Origin of the sequence: Mangrovimonas sp. DI 80 (genome assembly GCF_001975575.1) — a bacterium.
Taxonomy (GTDB): Bacteria; Bacteroidota; Bacteroidia; order Flavobacteriales; family Flavobacteriaceae; genus Mangrovimonas_A; species Mangrovimonas_A xylaniphaga.
The window spans coordinates 57,032-75,632 of sequence record NZ_MSDT01000005.1 but is presented as its reverse complement, the minus strand read 5'-3'; the positions used below and the strand labels follow the sequence as shown (position 1 = coordinate 75,632).

Below are 18,601 nucleotides of genomic sequence, written 5' to 3'. Positions count from 1 at the left end.
AAAGTTCGATTTGAAAATCTAAATTACAAAAATCATTCAAGACAAATTATAATTTAAATTTTCAAAATCTGTTATTTTTCGCCCCTTAGTCGCCAATAATGTGTAACTGAGTGAAGTTCTCGCTCACAATCATACTATTGCTTCCGTTCATTTTAACTTCAGACAAAGGAATATCGACATTGTCAATTTCAATCTTTGTGGCATGAAACGGCAAACCGTGGAATTTCACCATAAAAGTTTTAAGATCCGATTCATACTTACCTTCCTTATGCTGTTGAATAATGAGCTCTTTTGGCTTTCCAGTCAATTTAAAGGTTCTCAAACTATAGCGTCCTTTGGTATAATCGTAACCATCATGGGCATCATCGTACAACACAGAATCTTCCTTGCCTTCCTTATAATAAACTTCCAAGGTCATTTGTTCAATTTCCTTTTCATCTACATATTGCTGAACGGGATACTTTGGAATGATAGCACCTGCCTTAATAAACAAAGGAATAAAGTCAATATCAGCATCTACCCACATTTCTCGACCACCAAGGACTACTTCATCACTCCAGTAGTTATACCATTCACCTCTAGGAATAAACATTCTTCGTCCTCTAGCATTTGGCTCAAGAACAGGACACACCAAAATTTGATCGCCGAATACAAATTCGTCCGTTCTATAGTGGGTGTGAATATCTTCTTGATCAAACAACACCAGAGACTTCAAGATTGGAGTGCCTTCGTCCACCAATTGCCAAAAGGTCGTGTATAAATATGGTAACAATTCATATCTCAACTCAATGAATTTGCGTACAATTTTGGTAACATCGTCGTCAAAAGCCCATGGTTCTTGATTTCCGTGATCTCCCGAGGAATGCACACGACAAAACGGATGAAAAACCCCCAACTGTATCCAACGGGTGAACAATTCGCCTTGAGGTTGCTCAGCAAAACCACCAATATCACTCCCTACAAAAGAATACCCAGACATGGCCATACGTTGCACTTGGATATTAGCTATCCATAGGTGTTCCCAATTGGCTACGTTATCTCCTGTCCATGTGGAAGTGTAACGCTGAGTCCCTGAATAAGCCGCTCTAGTTATGACAAACGGACGTTTTGGATAGGTATAGCGCTTAAGCCCTTGATAGGTAGCTCTTGCCATTTGCATTCCATAAACGTTATGTGCTTTTCTATGACTACATGGATTTCCTTCATAATCGTGACGCACATCATCAGGGAATGTTTTATTCGGCACTTCCATTACGGCTGGCTCGTTCATATCGTTCCAAACTCCCCTTACACCGGTTTCTTCAATAAGTTCCTTAAAAAGTCCAGACCACCATTCCCGAACTTCAGGGTTGGTGAAATCGGGGAAATAGCATTCTCCCGGCCAAACTTTTCCTTTCATATATGGGCCATCGGCACGTTTACAGAAATAGTCATTATCCAAACCTTCCTTAAAAATGCTGTATTCCTTGTCTATTTTAATTCCGGGATCAATAATCACGACTGTTTTAAATCCGTCGTCCATGAGTTCCTGCACCATTCTTTTCGGATCTGGAAAATGCGTTTTATCCCAAGTAAAACATCTAAAACCGTCCATATAATCAATATCCAAGTAAATGGCATCACATGGAATTTTTAAGTCCCTAAATTTTTGGGTAACCTCCTTCACCTTAGATTCCGGATAGTAACTCCATTTACATTGATGGTATCCCAATGCCCATAATGGTGGTAATTGGTGTGGCTTACCCGTTAAATCGGTGTAATTGGCCACCACATCACTCATTTGCGGACCGTAAATGAAATAATAGTTCATTTCCCCACCCTGTGCCCAAAAACTGGTAACATTTCGACGCTCTTGTGCAAAATCGAAAAATGATTTAAAAGTATTATCGAAAAAAATTCCGTAGGACTTATTACCATTCAAGCCTGTATAAAAAGGAATGGCCTTATAGATGGGATCTGTATTTTTTCCGTAGGCATACGAATCTGTTACCCAATTTTCAAACCGCTTCCCTTTTAAATTGAGCTTAACCGGTTTATCTCCCAAACCAAAATAACTTTCGCCATCATGGGAGGTTTTGCTCATCTTTACAATATCTCCACCAATCTCATAACTTTCTTCCCAATGAAAGCCTAATTCATCTTCATTAATCAGGGTTAAATCCTTGGCATCAAACAAAGACACCCTTAAATTTGACTTTGATATATGGCAAATAAGTTTTGACGTGGTGATTTTATATAAAGTAGCTTCTTCTTCTATTTCCAAAAAATTGTAGCCTGTGCTAGCATATTTTGTAATGGCATAGGAAAAATCATTATCGAATGTTCCTGAAGTAGTATATCGAAATCGTAACACACTATCTCTTACAACTGTTAACTCCAGAATAACATTATTCTCTGTAGTAAAATATAAGGTATCAACATCCTTATTATATGCTACAATCTTAGAAGGAAATAAATCTCCCTTTCTTTCTAATTCAGTATTTAAAATCATAAGTAATAGTTCTTATATACAAACAAAAAAACGCATAAGTTTAGAGATAAAAAACACTTAGCAACAAGTTTTACCAATAGTCACAATTTAGCTGTGGTATTTTAGCAATAAAACAACAAAACCCTCTGTTTTATAATAAATTACATTTTAACATTTTGATATTTAAAGGCTACCATTCCCAAAGGTGGAATGGTTATTTCCACAGATTGATCCCGAAAATGCCAAGGCTCATTTTGAGACGTTTTCACTCTGTTTTTATACTCCCCGGTTCCTTCATACTTTTTAAGGTCGCTGTTGAAGACTTCTTTTAGTTTCCCTTTATGTGGCAAGCCTATTCTGTAGTCTATTCTTGGGGTTGGGGTCATATTACAAGCTACCAACACAAGATCCTCTTCATTTTCTCCTTTTCTGAAATACACCAAAACAGAACTCTCAGCATCACTGAAATCAATCCACTCAAAACCATCGTTGGAAAATTGTTTTTCATGAAGCGCCGGCTCTGCCCTATAGAAGGCATTTAAATCCTTTACCAAGTTTTGCACACCTTTATGCACTTTGTACTGTAGCAAATGCCAATCGATGCTTTGGAGAAAATTCCATTCCTCACCTTGTCCAATCTCTCCTCCCTGAAACAGTAATTTTGTGCCCGGGTGTGTAAACATATAGGCGTACATCAACCTAAGGTTAGCGAAACGCTGCCATTCATCCCCTGGCATTCTTCCCAATAAGGAACGTTTTCCATAGACCACTTCATCATGCGACAATGGCAAAATAAAATTCTCTGAAAAGGCATAGGTCATAGAAAAGGTCAAATCGTTTTGATGATATTTTCTATAAACCGGTTCCTTGGAAAAATAGACCAAGGTATCATGCATCCATCCCATCATCCACTTCATCCCAAATCCTAAACCACCTAAATATGTGGGCTTGGAAACCATTGGAAAAGCTGTAGATTCTTCGGCGATGGTTTGAACATCCGGGAAACTTTTATACACTTCCTCGTTCAATTCCCTTAAAAATGAAATGGCTTCCAAATGTTCCCTTCCTCCAAACATGTTAGGTTCCCACTCGCCTTCTTCACGAGAATAATCCAAGAACAACATAGATGCTACAGCATCTACACGCAAACCATCCGCATGGAACTGTTCCAACCAAAACATGGCATTGGAAATCAAAAATGATTTTACCTCATTTCTTCCATAATTAAAAATCAAGCTTTTCCAATCTGGGTGATAGCCCTTACGTCTATCGGGATGTTCGTAGAGACTGGAACCATCAAAATAGCCCAAGCCATGGGCATCTTCCGGAAAATGCGAAGGCACCCAATCTAAAATAATCCCTATATCGTTTTGGTGCAGTTTGTCCACCAAAAATTTAAACTCTTCGGGGTATCCAAAACGTGATGTTGGGGCAAAATACCCTGTAATTTGGTAACCCCAAGAGGGGTCGTAAGGAAATTCCATAATGGGCATGAGCTCTACATGTGTAAAGTTCATGTCCTTCACATATGTCACTAAATCTTCAGCAAATTCGGCATAGGATAAATAGTCCTCGCCATTATTCTTTCTTTTCCAAGATCCTAAATGCACTTCGTACACAGAAAAAGGCGCATTCAAGGCATTGTAATCCTTTCTTTTTGCCATCCATTGCTTATCCTTCCATTTGTAAGTATCGTCCCAAACAATGGAGGCCGTTTTTGGAGGCAACTCGCATCGTCTGCCATACGGGTCAGCCTTTTCTGTGACGATACCATCATGATGGCTGTGGATTTTATATTTATATAAACTTCCTTTGCCTACGCCAGGTATAAAACCTTCCCAAATACCACTTTTATCCCAACGGACATGCAATTGATGTTCTTGGTCATTCCAATAGTTAAAATTACCCACAACAGCAACCGATTTGGCACTAGGTGCCCACACAGCAAAATACGTTCCTTCCTTACCGTCCAAAGTCATGATATGAGAGCCAAACTTCTCGTATAAACGATAATGCTTTCCAGCTTTAAAAAGATCTATGTCAAATTCTGAAAACTTACTGTGTACAATTACTTCGGCCATATAGTATGAAGGTTTTGGTATAACTGCGATGGATATATTATCAATCCATACACACAATTCATAGCTTGTAAAGTTCTAAATTAGCAATTTTAAACGCATAAACCCATTAAGCAACGTAAATAAAATCCTAAGAATTTATTATAACGATTTCGTAATGACATTCTTCCTACATCGACTAAACCCAAAATGTAAGTTTTTTGAATTTGTCCTATCATGAAAAAGATCCTAACCGTTATTCTTATCAGCCTTGCGTTTAGCTGTAATACTAAGGCTCAAAAAGCCAATGAACCTAAAAATGAAACATATAAAATGAATAAAACAGAAGAAGAATGGCGCAAAATACTCACGCCAGATCAATATCATATATTAAGGGAAAAAGGTACCGAGCGCCCTTATACAGGAGAATACAACCTTCATTTTGAAAAAGGGGCCTATACCTGTGCTGCCTGTAGCACTAAATTATTTGAAAGCACAGATAAGTTTAGATCAGATTGTGGATGGCCTAGCTTTGACAATGCCATTGAAGGCACCATCACTTACAAAGAAGACAAAACCCACGGCATGGTAAGGACTGAAATACTCTGTGCCAACTGTGGAGGCCATTTAGGCCATGTATTCAATGACGGCCCAACCCAAACAGGATTGCGTTACTGCGTCAATTCTTTAAGTTTGGATTTTGATAGTGCCGAAACCCAAAAAGATTCTACAGAAAATAAGCTTCCTAAAAATTAAAAAATTCATTTAGGCATTTTAAGGCACTCGCTTTATTTATATGGGCGAAGTGCCTATTTTTTTGTTGGCTAAATTCATATTTAAAAATAGGTTTCGTAAATTCGTAGCGTCAAAAAAATACACTAAACAAATTCTCATGAGTAAATATGATATAATTGTTCTAGGTAGTGGACCTGGAGGCTACGTTACAGCTATTAGAGCGTCTCAATTGGGCTTTAAAACTGCAATAGTAGAAAAGGAAAGTCTTGGTGGAGTATGCTTAAATTGGGGTTGTATTCCTACTAAAGCCTTATTGAAATCGGCACAGGTTTTTGAATACCTTAAACATGCCGAAGACTACGGCCTTTCAGTAAAAGGTGCTGACAAAGATTTTGGGGCTATTGTAAAGCGTAGCCGCGGTGTTGCCGAAGGGATGAGCAAAGGTGTTCAATTCTTAATGAAAAAGAACAAAATTGACGTTATTCAGGGCTACGGAAAACTTAAAACTGGAAAGAAAGTTGACGTAGACGGAAAAGAATATTCTGCAGACCACATTATCATTGCTACCGGAGCACGTTCTCGTGAGTTGCCAAGTTTGCCACAAGATGGTAAGAAAGTAATTGGCTACCGTGAAGCCATGAGCATAAAAGAACAACCTAAGAAAATGATTGTAGTTGGTTCTGGTGCTATTGGGGTAGAATTTGCTTATTTCTACAACTCTATTGGTACCGAAGTAACTATTGTTGAATATTTGCCAAATGTAGTGCCTGTTGAGGATGAAGAAGTTTCTAAACAATTAGAGCGTAGCTTCAAGAAAAATGGCATTAAAATCATGACTTCTGCCGAAGTAACTAAAGTTGACACTTCTGGAGCAGGAGTAAAAGCAACGGTTAAAACCAAAAAAGGCGAAGAAGTATTGGAAGCTGATGTTGTGTTATCAGCTGTAGGTATCAAAACCAACATTGAAAACATAGGCTTGGAAGATGTAGGTATTGCAGTAGACCGCGATAAAATCATGGTAAACGATTACTACCAAACCAACATCCCTGGATACTATGCTATTGGAGACGTAACGCCTGGTCAAGCTTTGGCCCACGTTGCTTCTGCTGAAGGAATCCTTTGTGTTGAAAAAATTGCAGGAATGCATGTAGAGCCAATCGACTATGGAAACATTCCTGGTTGTACTTATTGTGCTCCTGAAATTGCAAGTGTAGGTTTAACTGAAAAGCAAGCAAAAGAGCAAGGATACGAAATTAAAGTTGGTAAGTTCCCATTCTCTGCCTCTGGTAAAGCTAGCGCTTCTGGAGCTAAGGACGGATTTGTAAAAGTAATCTTCGATGCCAAATATGGCGAGTGGTTAGGTTGCCATATGATTGGTGCCGGTGTTACCGATATGATTGCTGAAGCCGTTTTAGGTAGAAAATTGGAAACTACAGGTCACGAAGTGCTTAAGGCAATTCACCCTCACCCAACTATGAGTGAAGCGGTAATGGAAGCTGTAGCAGATGCTTATGATGAAGTGATTCACTTATAAGCAACAAATTCATTGATAAAAAGAAAAGACGATACTTTTGGTATCGTCTTTTTTTGTACCTATAATTTTAGTATTTGATATCACAAAAAACTTTGGATTCCCAATTCGTAGCTTTGTAAACCAAAACCAACAATGACACCTTTCGCATTTGGCGAAATAAACGACATATGCCTAAAAGACTCTCTATCGAAAGTATTGGAGATATGCACTTCCACAACAGGGGTTTCAATGGCAGCCACGGCATCGCCAATACCCACTGAAGTATGTGTATAAGCCGCTGCATTTAAAATAATACCATCATAACTAAACCCAACTTCCTGAAGTTTATCGATCAGCTCCCCTTCTATGTTGGACTGAAAATGTTCCAATTCTACTTGCGGGTATTTGTCAACTACCGTTTCAAAAAATTCATTAAAAGTGAGACTTCCATAAATATCAGGTTCTCGTTTCCCCAATAGATTAAGATTTGGACCGTTGATGATGATGAGTTTCTTCATAAAGTAAATATATTAAAAATAGCACATAAAAAAACCGAAGCCTTTCAGCTTCGGTTTTTCTTTATCATAAATCTCAATAATTAGAACATATACCCAACAGAAAGTTGAATTACGCCATTGTTTACAATAAACTGATCACTATAATCACTATCATTAAGGTTCATTAAACCTAAACTAAAACGAGCTCCAAAATTTAATCCATTTTCCATTTTGTAACCAGCTCCTACATTTAAAGCAAAATCAATGGATTTGATATCTTCCAAATCACCTTCTCCAGACTCATTGACAGAAACACCTCCAAAATCTTCACTATATTCATATTCATACTTTGCAGAAGCTAAAATTCCCAATTGAGGCCCTGCTTCAACGCTAAAACCATTTACAATATAATATTTAAAAGATACCGGAACATTAATATAATCTAGTTTCCAAGTTTCTTCTTCCGAATAACCTTCTCCGGACCAATCATATTTTGCTCCCTGTGTTGAAAATAAAACTTCTCCCTGCAGTCCCATTCTTTCATTGAATTTGTATTCTACGATTCCCCCAATGTGAAATCCTAATCTCATATCAGCATCTTCAATGTCTCCTCCTAGAGTTGCAAAATTTACACCCGTTTTTACACCAAAGTTAAGTTCTTGAGCATTGACATTTGATAATCCTAAAACTGCAATTGCAGCACATAGTAATAATTTTTTCATAATAGATTTGGTTTTGTTTAATTGGGCGGCAAAATTAGAAACTAATTTTGTTCACACAAGAAACTTTATAGATTTTTCTGACATATAAAAAAATTAAAAATGATGCCTGAAAAGAGTCTTTAACATTTCAATATGCTATTAACTAGTAATAAACACCTTGTCAATGTTTAAAATTATAGTTAAAACAAAAAGGTCGAAACTTAAGCTTCGACCTCATAAAAAAAATTATAAACATTGTTTATTCCAGCAGATTAAGAAATTAAAACTGGAACAACACCCCAACATTGGCATTCCCCCAATTAAACCGGTCGGAATAATTCTCATAAGAAACATTGATTTCAATAAAATCCCCCACATCAATTCCTGCAATAGGCCGTACGTAAAAACCACCATCGAGATAGTCCGATATTCCAAAGGCATACCCAACATCTATTCCACCCGTGAATATACCGAATACCTTCACTCTGGCAGCTCCTGCCACAGGTACAAATTGAGCATCGTCCCTGTAGAAGTAGCGATTATTGTTATCAATAAAGAAATTTCTGTAACCGACCGTGGGTCCAAAACTTAAAAAGGCATCATTATACCCAAACATATAATAAGCATCAACACCTAAGGACAAATCGGAACCGTTCAACGCATCGGATGAAGCCAATCCTACATTGGCCCCTAACTTGAAAACTCCTTGCGCTTTGCCAAAGAAGGAGATTCCAGCGATAAGAACCACAGTTAATAATAGTTTTTTCATGATTAATAGCTTTATGTTTACATTTTAAAAAGAGTATTCAATACCAATATTAAAGGAATTAAATCCATTGACATTGTAGAAATAGCCTTGTGCCGAATGGTCTACTTCTGCTGTAATTACCTGAAAGGAAGCCAATAGATTAATCATCCCCAAATTGTACCCAAACTTAGGTCTAAAGTACATTCCTGTATCCGCATCTCCCGACACATTTAGGGCAAATCCAAGATCTAAAGCGGCAAAAAATGCATGATCCATAAAATGATAACGAGCAGAAGCGGCAATAGGCAAAAATGAATTACTATCATTGTCTATCCTTATCGATGTTCCATTTGATCCTCCATTGTTGGGAAGATAACGCTCATAATAACCGTCTCCAGAAAAATGAGTATACCCAACCAAACCTCCTACCTCAAGATTTTCTGCAACTTCAACCAAATAAGTACCATAAAACCCAAAATTAAAATTGGAAATATCTGTGGTTCCGCTCAATGGAAACCCTACATCCGCTCCAATTTTAAACCCTCCTGTCTTTATTTTTTCTATCATATCATCACTTACTTCTTCACTATCAGTTTGAGCCTTAGCAGCAATAATTGACATGGACATAAAGATGGCTAAGCATACAATTCTTTTCATACGTATTCTAATTTTAATGAATTACTATTTAGTTAATTGGAATTTTAATCATTGTTTCTCTTACCGTCAACAACACTAACAAATTTACTTATATAACTTATTTAAAACACTTTATCTGCATATTTTTTTTACAATCCCTACGAAACCCCCTTCTAATCTGTATTTTAAATTTTGAATATTCCCTTAAAATAATAGTACATTTAGCCAATGAATTGGCAAAACGCGCTTCAAGATTACAAACACTATTTAAAGATAGAACGGGGCCTATCCCAGAACTCTATTGATAATTATGAGTACGATATCCTAAAGCTCATTAATTATTTACAGCAAAATGATATTTCTGTTTTACCTCTAGATATTACAAAGGAATCAGTTCAACCTTTCATTTATGAAATCTCCAAAAGTATCAACGCTAGATCCCAATCACGATTGATTTCTGGACTGCGAAGCTTTTTTGGCTATTTGGTATTTGAAGAATATCGGGATACCAACCCTATGGATCATATTGAATCACCTAAAATTGGAAGGAAACTACCTGACACTTTAAGCGTTGACGACATAGACCATCTTATTGCCGCCATAGATTTAAGTAAAGACGAAGGTGAACGCAACCGAGCCATTTTGGAAACCCTTTATAGCTGTGGCCTTCGTGTGAGCGAGTTGACCAATCTAAAATTGTCTGATCTCTATTTTGAAGAAGGCTTTATAAAAGTAACTGGAAAAGGAGATAAACAACGCTTTGTGCCTATTGATCCACAAACACAGAAATACATCAATATTTACAGGAAAGAAGTGCGCGTTCATCTTCCTATAAAACCTGAATTTAAAGATACCTTGTTCCTTAACCGAAGAGGCAGACAGCTTACTAGAGCCATGATTTTTACCATCATCAAACAATTAGCTGTTAAAATCAATCTTAACAAAAGTATTTCACCTCATACCTTTCGACACTCCTTTGCAACACATTTATTGGAAAATGGTGCCGATTTAAGGTCCATACAAATGATGTTGGGCCACGAAAGCATTACCACTACAGAAATCTACATGCATTTGGATAGAAGCCACTTAAAAGAAGTACTGATGACGTATCATCCTAGAAAACCAAAGGAAGAGGAAAACGAGGGAGAAGGTATTAAAGAACAAATCGATTCTGACAACTCTGGTAAATAACAAAAAAGGCATCCGAATTGGATGCCTTTTTTATGATTAATTTTCTTAAGTTATTTAGCAATGTTCACCGCTCTAGTTTCTCTAATTACGGTAACTTTTACTTGTCCTGGATAGGTCATGTCTGTTTGGATTTTTTGAGAAATCTCAAAAGACAATTTAGCAGCTTGATCATCAGAAACTTTTTCGCTTTCCACAATCACCCTTAGCTCTCTACCAGCTTGGATAGCATAGGCTTTGTTTACACCGCTAAATCCAAAAGCAACATCTTCTAAGTCTTTCAAACGTTGGATATACGAATCCAAAACTTGACGTCTTGCCCCTGGTCTTGCTCCAGAAATAGCATCACATACTTGAATAACTGGCGCCAACAAAGTGGTCATTTCTATTTCATCGTGGTGAGCTCCAATGGCATTACAAACTTCTGGTTTTTCGCCATACTTTTCTGCCCACTGCATTCCCAAGATAGCGTGAGGTGTTTCAACATCTGCTTCGGAATCTGGCACTTTTCCTATATCATGCAATAGTCCTGCACGTTTTGCCAATTTTGGATTTAAGCCCAATTCCGCGGCCATAACTCCACAAAGTTTTGCAACTTCTCTAGAGTGCTGTAATAAGTTTTGACCATAAGAAGAACGGTATTTCATACGCCCGACCAATTTGATCAATTCTGGGTGCAATCCATGAATACCTAAGTCGATTACTGTACGCTTACCAACTTCGATAATTTCCTGCTCAATTTGCTTTTGGGTCTTTTTAACAACTTCCTCAATACGCGCAGGGTGAATTCTACCATCGGTAACCAAACGGTGTAACGATAAACGTGCTACTTCACGACGCACAGAATCAAAACAAGACAAAATGATAGCTTCTGGTGTATCGTCTACTATAATTTCAACACCTGTGGCGGCTTCAATGGCACGAATGTTACGTCCTTCCCTACCAATGATTCTTCCCTTCACATCATCCGATTCAATATTGAAAACTGATACACAGTTATCAATAGCTTCTTCGGTACCAATACGCTGAATGGTATTAATAATGATTTTCTTGGCTTCTTGCTGAGCGGTAAGTTTGGCCTCTTCAATGCGGTCTTGAACATAAGCCATAGCATCCGATTTTGCCTCATTTTTAAGAGACTCTACAAGTTCTGCTTTAGCGTCTTCTGCAGACAGTCCAGAAATCACTTCCAGTTGCTTGATTTGGCTTTTATGAGCCTTTTCAATCTCTACCTTCTTCTTTTCCAAAAACTCCAAACGAAAATCGTAATCCTTAATCTTATCTTCAATGGATTGGTTTGCCTTTTTATGCTTGGCCAACTCATTGGATACCTGAGATTCTTTATCCCTAGTACGCTTTTCTGCTTCGGCAATTTTCTTATCGCGCGATAAAATCACCTTTTCATGCTCCGATTTCAGCTCAATAAATTTCTCCTTAGCCTGAAGTATTTTGTCCTTTTTGATAGATTCTCCTTCGGCAGTAGCCTGCTTGATGATTCCTTCGGCCTCTTGCTTTGCATTGGCGACAACTTTTGATGCATTGTTCTTTTCAAGAGTCTTTGCAACAATATATCCAATGACTACACCAAGTACCACGCCTCCTACAATCAATAAAATTGTGTTCATTTCCATGTTTAGTTAGTTAATATATATAAAAAAGCCTACATCGGTTTAACATTTTGTATAAACTCCTTAAAAACAAGTTTAGGGCTAACAAGCTGATCAACCCTCTGTTCAGAGACAGCTCGGTTTTACAACTTAAACTCACCCTTTTTAAAGAATTAACGTTGAGTTTATCAAAAAAAATAACCAATGTAGGCAGTAACCTTATTTTATTTAAAGAACGTTATGAGTTTAAATGTAGCTGCAGGAGTTCATCCAGGGCCAACAACTTGTTTTCCACCTCTTCGCTTACATTTTCTCGATCTATAGATTTTTGCTCTAATTGGGAGGCAAACTGCAAGGCACACATGGCCAATACATCTTGCTTATCCCTTACAGAATAATTTTGCTCAAACTGGCCTATCATTGCTTCAATCTTCTTCGCCGCCTTTCGCAACCCTTCCTCCTGGCTTGGAGCTATTGTTAAAGGGTACACCCTATTTGCAATGGAAAGCTTTATCTTAAGCTGTTCTGACATACATCATACAATTACATTATTCAGACAATTGCGCAATACAGTGGTCAATATCCCTGATTAATGCGTTTATTTTGAGCTTCGTTTCTCTGTTATCTTCGTCACTGCCCAGTAAGGATTTTGCTACCTTGAGCGCTTCGTATTTTTCAACCCAAGCACTTATTTCTTCCTGGTATTGTAAATTCTTGTGCTGTTGAAGAGCTAATTCCTGCGAAAGCTTAGCATTTGTTTGCCTTAAAACCTCGAGTTTGTGCAAAAGCTTGCTAATTTTATTCTCTAAAGAATCTACAATCTCTTCAATTTTACTCATTTGCAATATCCACTACTGTCTCAACAAAGTTAACATACCAAAACAAAAATCACAATTGTTTTACAATAATTTTTAAAATAATTAATTATACAATGTAAAGTGCTGTTTTCTACTATTTATGGGCAATCCCTTTTGAAGATTAGTACCAAATTAATATTTTAGCCTCTCAAATTTGCTTATGAAAAAGACCCTATTTTTCCTACTGTTACTGTGCCAAATCAGCTTTTCACAAACTGAATACCCTCAGGACTATTTTAGAAATCCTATGGAGATTCCAATTGTGCTTGCCGGAACCTTTGCCGAGTTGCGTCCCAACCACTTTCATGCCGGATTGGACATAAAAACACAACAGCGCGAAGGCTTAAATGTGCATACTTCGGCCCCGGGATATGTGAGCAGAATTAAGATTTCGCATTTTGGCTACGGTAAGGCACTATATGTCACCCACCCAAATGGTTACACCACAGTATATGCCCACTTGCAAAAGTTTTCAGATAAAATTGAAAAGTATATCAAGGAATGTCAATATCAAAAGGAAACCTACGAAGTAGAAGTCTTCCCTACACCAGATGAACTTCCTGTGACGCAGGACGAAATCATTGCACTTTCAGGAAATACCGGAGGTTCTTTTGCTCCCCATCTGCATTTTGAAATTCGTGATAACGAAGAGCGCCCGATGAACCCCATGCTTTTTGGTTTGAATGTAAAAGATTCGCGAAAGCCTACCATAAATGGAATTTTTGCCTATGCCAAAAATGAAAAATCGCATGTAAATGGGTCTCAAAAACGAATCGAGCTTCGATTGATTCCAACCGCAGGCAGCGATTTCAACGTTGAAGAAATTGAAGCATTAGGAGATATTGGATTCGGAATTAACACCTACGACAGGTTGGATGATGCGCCCAATAAAAATGGTGTAAATAGCATTCAGTGTTTTTACAACGGAAGTAAACATTTTGAAATTGATTTTAAACGCTTTAGCTATTCAGAAACGAAACATATCAACCGCTTGATAGATTTTGAAAACTATAAGACCAAGCACAATTACATCCAAAAACTCTTTGTTGAACAAAACAATCCATTGAGCCTTTATAAAGATGTGGAAAACAACGGCTATGTAACTGTTCAGGACAGTACTTCCTCTGTATATAAAATCAGGGTAAAGGATTTTAAGGACAATGATGTTTGGATTACCATTCCTATTAAAGGAACCGAACTTGAGTTGCCAAAACAAGAAGAAGACATCAAACCTATGTATTATGCGTTGCCTGGAAAAGCTACCAACTTGGAAAAAGGCAATATTTCAGTTAACATTCCCCAAGGAACCTTTTATGATGATACCTATTTGGATTTTGATGTGAAAGCAGACACCCTTTTGTTAGGAAAAGATATTGTCCCGCTTCAAAAAAGTTTCTCCATTAAATATGATATCAGTAATTATCTAGATGACGACAAAGAGAAGCTTTACATTGCCGAACTAACAGGTTATAACAAAACGCCAAGATACCTCACTACCTCCCGTCAAGGCGAAACCCTTGCTGCTAAAACAAAATCTCTGGGTACTTTTACCCTAGAATCCGATTTGGTACCACCAACCATTACACCCGTAAATTTTTATGATGGTAAATGGATGAGTAATGCCACTGAATTAAAAGTGAAAATTGGAGACAAAGACTCCGGCATCAGCAACTATCGCGCAACCATTAACGGAAAATGGATTTTAATGGAGTATGAATACAAAAAAGGCACTTTGACCTATAATTTTGAGGATAACATTATTAGCGATACAGAAAACAATTTGAAGGTCATCGTTACGGATAATGTAGGAAATAGTTCTACATTTGAAGCTACGTTTTTTAGAAAATAAAATCTCAACTATTGAAACCTAACGTTTATCTCGTAATTTTTGCATTTTTCTGTTTCTCCCTTTTAGGATTTTCGCAGCAGGCCACTATTAAAGGAGTTATTTTGGACGACACCCAACTTCCGGTGCCAAATGTTTCTATAAAAGCAGGTGCCTCAGGCACTTCTTCCAACAGTAATGGATTTTATGAGCTAAAAATTCCTTCCAATACAGAGGTGACTATTGAGTTTACTCACCTCTCCTACAAACGTGTGGTGGTGACCTTCAACCTTAAAAATGGGCAAGAATTGGAGTTCAATCCTGTGATGAAGGTGGATATAGAGCAAATCGCTACCGTGGTTATAAATACCAATACAAGACAATCTGTAAATGGGGTTACCACAATTGCCCCAGAAGTTATCAGAACCATAAAAGGCGCGCAACCAGGCGTAGAAAATATTTTGAAGACACTTCCTGGAGTCAATGTTTCCAATGAATTGAGTACGCAATATTCGGTTAGAGGTGGAAATTTTGACGAAAACTTGGTATATGTCAACGAGATCGAAGTCTACAGACCGTTCCTGATCCGTTCGGGCCAACAAGAAGGTTTGAGCTTTGTAAATACCGATTTGGTTCAAAATGTAGATTTTTCCGCCGGTGGATTTCAAGCCAAATATGGAGACAAGCTATCCTCTGTTTTAGATATTACCTATCGAACGCCAGTTAAATTTGGAGTCCGAACTGATTTAAGCTTACTTGGCGGAAGCATTGCGGCAGAAGCCATCAGTAAAGATTCTAAATTCTCTGGAATTGTTGGATTACGTTACCGCGACAATAGTCTGCTCATTAATTCTATGGAAACGGAAACCAATGTAAAACCAGTGTTTGCAGATGCCCAAACTTATTTAACTTATAAGTTTTCAGATAAATTTCATTTGAATTTCTTAGGAAATTTCTCTGTCAACAAATACCATTTTGAACCACAGAACAGACAGACCAACTTTGGAACTTTAACCGACCCTATTGCCCTTTTGGTATTTTATGAAGGTCAGGAAAAAGACGAATACGTTACCAATTTTGGAGCATTTAAGGCCAATTACTTCGTGTCGGATAAATTGACCTTAAAATTAATAGCTTCTGGATATCACACCACAGAAGAGGAATATTTCGACATTTTGGCCCAATACCGTCTTGGAGAAGTCAACAGTAGTATTGGAGATGAAAATTTGGGAGAAGTGGAATTTAGTGAAGGGATTGGTTCACAGCTTACTCATGCGAGAAACGATTTAGACGCCCTTATTTTTAATGCAGAACACAAAGGAGATTACAAACCAAGTGAAAACACCACTATTGAATGGTCTGTAAAATATACCCATGAAGACATTAGAGACCGTTTGGTAGAATGGGAAGTTATTGACAGTGCAGGTTTTTCCATCACGCCTCCTACCCTTCACATTCCCAACAATCAGCCTTATAGTCCATACGAAGGTCCTTTGGTAGCGTTTCAAAACGTGAGGGCTACCAACAAGGTTCAGATCGATCGTTTACAGGCCTATGCCCAATGGAGCAAACGATCCACTTTAGGAAATCATGAGGTCTTTTATAATTTAGGAGCTAGAGCCCATAATTGGACCGTGAGCGGAGACGGGGTTGAAACCGTAACACAAACCGTGATTAGTCCTCGTGGACAATTTGCCATAAAACCAGATTGGGATAAAGACATGCTCTTTAGGGTTGCAGGAGGGCTGTACTACCAACCTCCTTTCTACAGAGAACTTAGGGATTCTTCAGGAGTTGTACAACCTCATGTAAAAGCCCAAAAGTCAACCCATATCGTATTTGGGAATGAATACAGCTTTGAGCTTTGGGACAGACCTTTTAAATTGGTTTCTGAAGCTTATTACAAGCACCTTTCGGATGTGAATCCATATACTTTGGAAAATGTTCGTATTCGCTATCGCGCAAAGAATAATGCCAAAGCTTACGCCTATGGATTGGATATGCGACTTAATGGAGAATTTGTAAAAGGCACCGAGTCTTGGTTCAGCTTTGGATATTTAAAAACTGAAGAAAACATCGAAGACCAAGGTTATATTGCCAGGCCTACAGACCAACGTTTAAAGTTTGGAATTCTCTTTCAGGATTATGTGCCAAGCATCCCAGAACTTAAAATGTACTTGAATTTGGTTTACAATACGGGAGTTCCCGGAGGTTCGCCAAGTTATGCCAATCCTTACCAATACCAAAACAGGCTTCGCGACTACAAACGTGCCGATTTAGGGGTAAGCTATGTATTGGTAGATCAAAACAAAACTTACGATAGCTGGAAGCGTCATTTTAAAGACCTTACCTTAGGATTTGAAATCTTCAACATGTTTGATGTGCAAAACTCTATTACCAATACTTGGGTGAGGGATGTTTACAGCAAGCGTCAGTATGCCATTCCAAACTATTTAACGCCTAGAGTTTTCAACGTAAGATTATCAGCTCGTTTATAATCCCAAAACAACTGCCCATATTTTTGTAAATTAGAGAAGCTAATTCACAAATAGTCAAATTATGGGCAATAGACGGTCATTTCTAAAAACTTCAGGGATTCTTTTGGCGGCAAGTGCATTGCCTCTATCCAGTTTTATGATTCCACAAAGGAAATCAAAGTTAGGAGTAGCTTTGGTGGGTTTGGGCTATTACAGTAAAGATATTTTGGCACCTGCACTCCAGTTAACCAAATATTGTGAGTTGAGAGGTATTGTAACTGGATCCCCAGAAAAAATTCCTGTTTGGCAAAAGAAATACAAGATCCCAGATGCGAATGTTTACAATTATGAAAACATGCATACCATAGCAGATAATGATGATATTGACATCGTTTACATTGTCCTTCCCAATTCCCTTCATAAACCGTATAGTATTATTGGCGCCGAAGCAGGGAAACATGTGTGGTGCGAAAAACCAATGGCCATGAATGTTTCGGAATGTGAAGCCATTATCCAAGCCTGTAATAAAAACAAAGTGCAGTTAACCATCGGTTACCGCCTTCAGCATGAACCAGTAACCCAAACCATCATAAAATGGTCACAAACCAAACCGTATGGCACTATAAATTCCTTATATGCCGAAGCGGGTTTCTATAATAGAGCAAGCGACCACAATAATTGGAAACTTCATAAAACTTTAGGTGGTGGCGCTATGTATGACATGGGGGTATATCCACTCAATGCCGTACGTTATGCTACAGGACTGGAACCAATTTCTGTGAGTGCCACGCATGAATATACACGACCAAATGTTTTCATTGCAGATGAAATTACCCATTTCAACTTAGAATTTCCAAATGGCATCACGGCTCAATGCAAAACCTCTTTTGCAGAAAACATTAATACCATGAAAGTTGACTGTGCCAATGGCTGGTACAAAGCCGAACCTTTGCAATATTATAACGGTGTTAGTGTGCTAGGAAGTGATGGACAAAAAGTATCACCATTTCAAGGAAACCAACAAGCGAAACAAATGGATGATGACGCATTGGCGATCATGAATAAAACGGCACCTATAGTCCCTGGTGAAGAAGGTTTTAAAGATATTAAAGTGGTTGAAGCCATCTACAAATCAGCGGCTCAAAATGGAAAAAGAATTCCTATTGCCTAGTATTTGTATAGGTTCGGAACTTAATTTTCTTCTCAATATCCCATAGTCAATCTTCGAGTAATTTGGAATAACTATTCAATAAGAATACTTTATATTTATACCAATAAATGACGTGTCAC

The 18,601-nt window shown here is 37.9% G+C and carries 15 protein-coding genes and 1 other RNA gene; 6 read left to right on the top strand and 10 right to left on the bottom strand.

Going from position 1 to position 18,601, the window contains the following annotated elements; translation table 11 throughout:
* Positions 1 to 85 precede the first annotated feature (85 nt).
* Both BKM32_RS10020 and glgB read right to left on the bottom strand, forming a co-directional pair.
* Positions 86 to 2,491 carry a glycoside hydrolase family 31 protein gene (locus BKM32_RS10020; RefSeq protein ID WP_053977998.1) on the bottom strand — a complete coding sequence of 802 codons (2,406 nt, stop codon included), beginning with the start codon at positions 2,489 to 2,491 and terminating at the stop codon, positions 86 to 88.
* A gap of 140 nt (positions 2,492 to 2,631) precedes the next feature.
* Positions 2,632 to 4,551 (bottom strand): 1,4-alpha-glucan branching protein GlgB, encoded by a 1,920-nt coding sequence (gene glgB, locus BKM32_RS10015; protein ID WP_076663685.1) that lies wholly within the window; start codon positions 4,549 to 4,551, stop codon positions 2,632 to 2,634.
* Positions 4,552 to 4,860: 309 nt separating this feature from the next.
* Between glgB and msrB the strand changes: the two genes are divergently transcribed.
* Together msrB and lpdA are read left to right on the top strand one after the other, a co-directional pair.
* Positions 4,861 to 5,283 carry a peptide-methionine (R)-S-oxide reductase MsrB gene (gene msrB, locus BKM32_RS10010; protein ID WP_076663987.1) on the top strand — a complete coding sequence of 141 codons (423 nt, stop codon included), beginning with the start codon at positions 4,861 to 4,863 and terminating at the stop codon, positions 5,281 to 5,283.
* 136 nt (positions 5,284 to 5,419) lie between these two features.
* Positions 5,420 to 6,796, top strand: coding sequence for a dihydrolipoyl dehydrogenase (gene lpdA / locus BKM32_RS10005; protein ID WP_076663986.1), 1,377 nt, complete (start codon positions 5,420 to 5,422; stop codon positions 6,794 to 6,796).
* A gap of 80 nt (positions 6,797 to 6,876) precedes the next feature.
* On the opposite strand, the gene aroQ is transcribed toward lpdA, so the two are convergent.
* The 4 genes from aroQ to BKM32_RS09985 form a co-directional block, all read right to left on the bottom strand.
* Positions 6,877 to 7,293, bottom strand: coding sequence for a type II 3-dehydroquinate dehydratase (aroQ, locus tag BKM32_RS10000; protein WP_053978000.1), 417 nt, complete (start codon positions 7,291 to 7,293; stop codon positions 6,877 to 6,879).
* A gap of 80 nt (positions 7,294 to 7,373) precedes the next feature.
* Complete coding sequence (locus tag BKM32_RS09995; RefSeq protein ID WP_076663684.1) at positions 7,374 to 7,994, bottom strand: porin family protein; 621 nt, start codon at positions 7,992 to 7,994, stop codon at positions 7,374 to 7,376.
* Positions 7,995 to 8,253: 259 nt separating this feature from the next.
* The gene (locus BKM32_RS09990) at positions 8,254 to 8,742 is read right to left on the bottom strand and encodes a hypothetical protein (protein WP_076663683.1); all 489 of its coding nucleotides are present in this window, start codon (positions 8,740 to 8,742) and stop codon (positions 8,254 to 8,256) included.
* A 24-nt stretch (positions 8,743 to 8,766) separates the two neighbouring features.
* Positions 8,767 to 9,378, bottom strand: a complete 612-nt coding sequence (locus BKM32_RS09985; protein ID WP_123812100.1) for a hypothetical protein — start codon at positions 9,376 to 9,378, stop codon at positions 8,767 to 8,769.
* Between the two features lie 207 nt (positions 9,379 to 9,585).
* On the opposite strand from BKM32_RS09985, the gene xerD reads away from it, so the two are divergent.
* The gene (gene xerD, locus BKM32_RS09980) at positions 9,586 to 10,548 is read left to right on the top strand and encodes a site-specific tyrosine recombinase XerD (protein WP_083702155.1); all 963 of its coding nucleotides are present in this window, start codon (positions 9,586 to 9,588) and stop codon (positions 10,546 to 10,548) included.
* Between the two features lie 50 nt (positions 10,549 to 10,598).
* Here xerD and rny read toward each other — a convergent pair whose 3' ends face one another.
* The 4 genes from rny to BKM32_RS09960 all read right to left on the bottom strand — a co-directional run bounded on the left by rny (position 10,599) and on the right by BKM32_RS09960 (position 12,991).
* Complete coding sequence (gene rny / locus BKM32_RS09975) at positions 10,599 to 12,176, bottom strand: ribonuclease Y (protein WP_053978005.1); 1,578 nt, start codon at positions 12,174 to 12,176, stop codon at positions 10,599 to 10,601.
* 53 nt (positions 12,177 to 12,229) lie between these two features.
* A non-coding RNA gene (gene ssrS / locus BKM32_RS09970) (6S RNA) lies at positions 12,230 to 12,337 on the bottom strand.
* Between the two features lie 53 nt (positions 12,338 to 12,390).
* On the bottom strand, positions 12,391 to 12,684 hold the full coding sequence (locus BKM32_RS09965; protein WP_053978006.1) for a cell division protein ZapA: 294 nt from the start codon (positions 12,682 to 12,684) through the stop codon (positions 12,391 to 12,393).
* A 16-nt stretch (positions 12,685 to 12,700) separates the two neighbouring features.
* On the bottom strand, positions 12,701 to 12,991 hold the full coding sequence (locus BKM32_RS09960) for a hypothetical protein (RefSeq protein WP_076663681.1): 291 nt from the start codon (positions 12,989 to 12,991) through the stop codon (positions 12,701 to 12,703).
* A gap of 178 nt (positions 12,992 to 13,169) precedes the next feature.
* On the opposite strand from BKM32_RS09960, the gene BKM32_RS09955 reads away from it, so the two are divergent.
* From BKM32_RS09955 to BKM32_RS09945, 3 genes are all read left to right on the top strand, one after another.
* Positions 13,170 to 14,858, top strand: a complete 1,689-nt coding sequence (locus BKM32_RS09955) for a M23 family metallopeptidase (protein ID WP_076663680.1) — start codon at positions 13,170 to 13,172, stop codon at positions 14,856 to 14,858.
* An 11-nt stretch (positions 14,859 to 14,869) separates the two neighbouring features.
* On the top strand, positions 14,870 to 17,332 hold the full coding sequence (locus BKM32_RS09950; protein WP_076663679.1) for a carboxypeptidase-like regulatory domain-containing protein: 2,463 nt from the start codon (positions 14,870 to 14,872) through the stop codon (positions 17,330 to 17,332).
* A gap of 61 nt (positions 17,333 to 17,393) precedes the next feature.
* Positions 17,394 to 18,482, top strand: coding sequence for a Gfo/Idh/MocA family protein (locus tag BKM32_RS09945; RefSeq protein WP_076663678.1), 1,089 nt, complete (start codon positions 17,394 to 17,396; stop codon positions 18,480 to 18,482).
* Positions 18,483 to 18,601 lie beyond the last annotated feature (119 nt).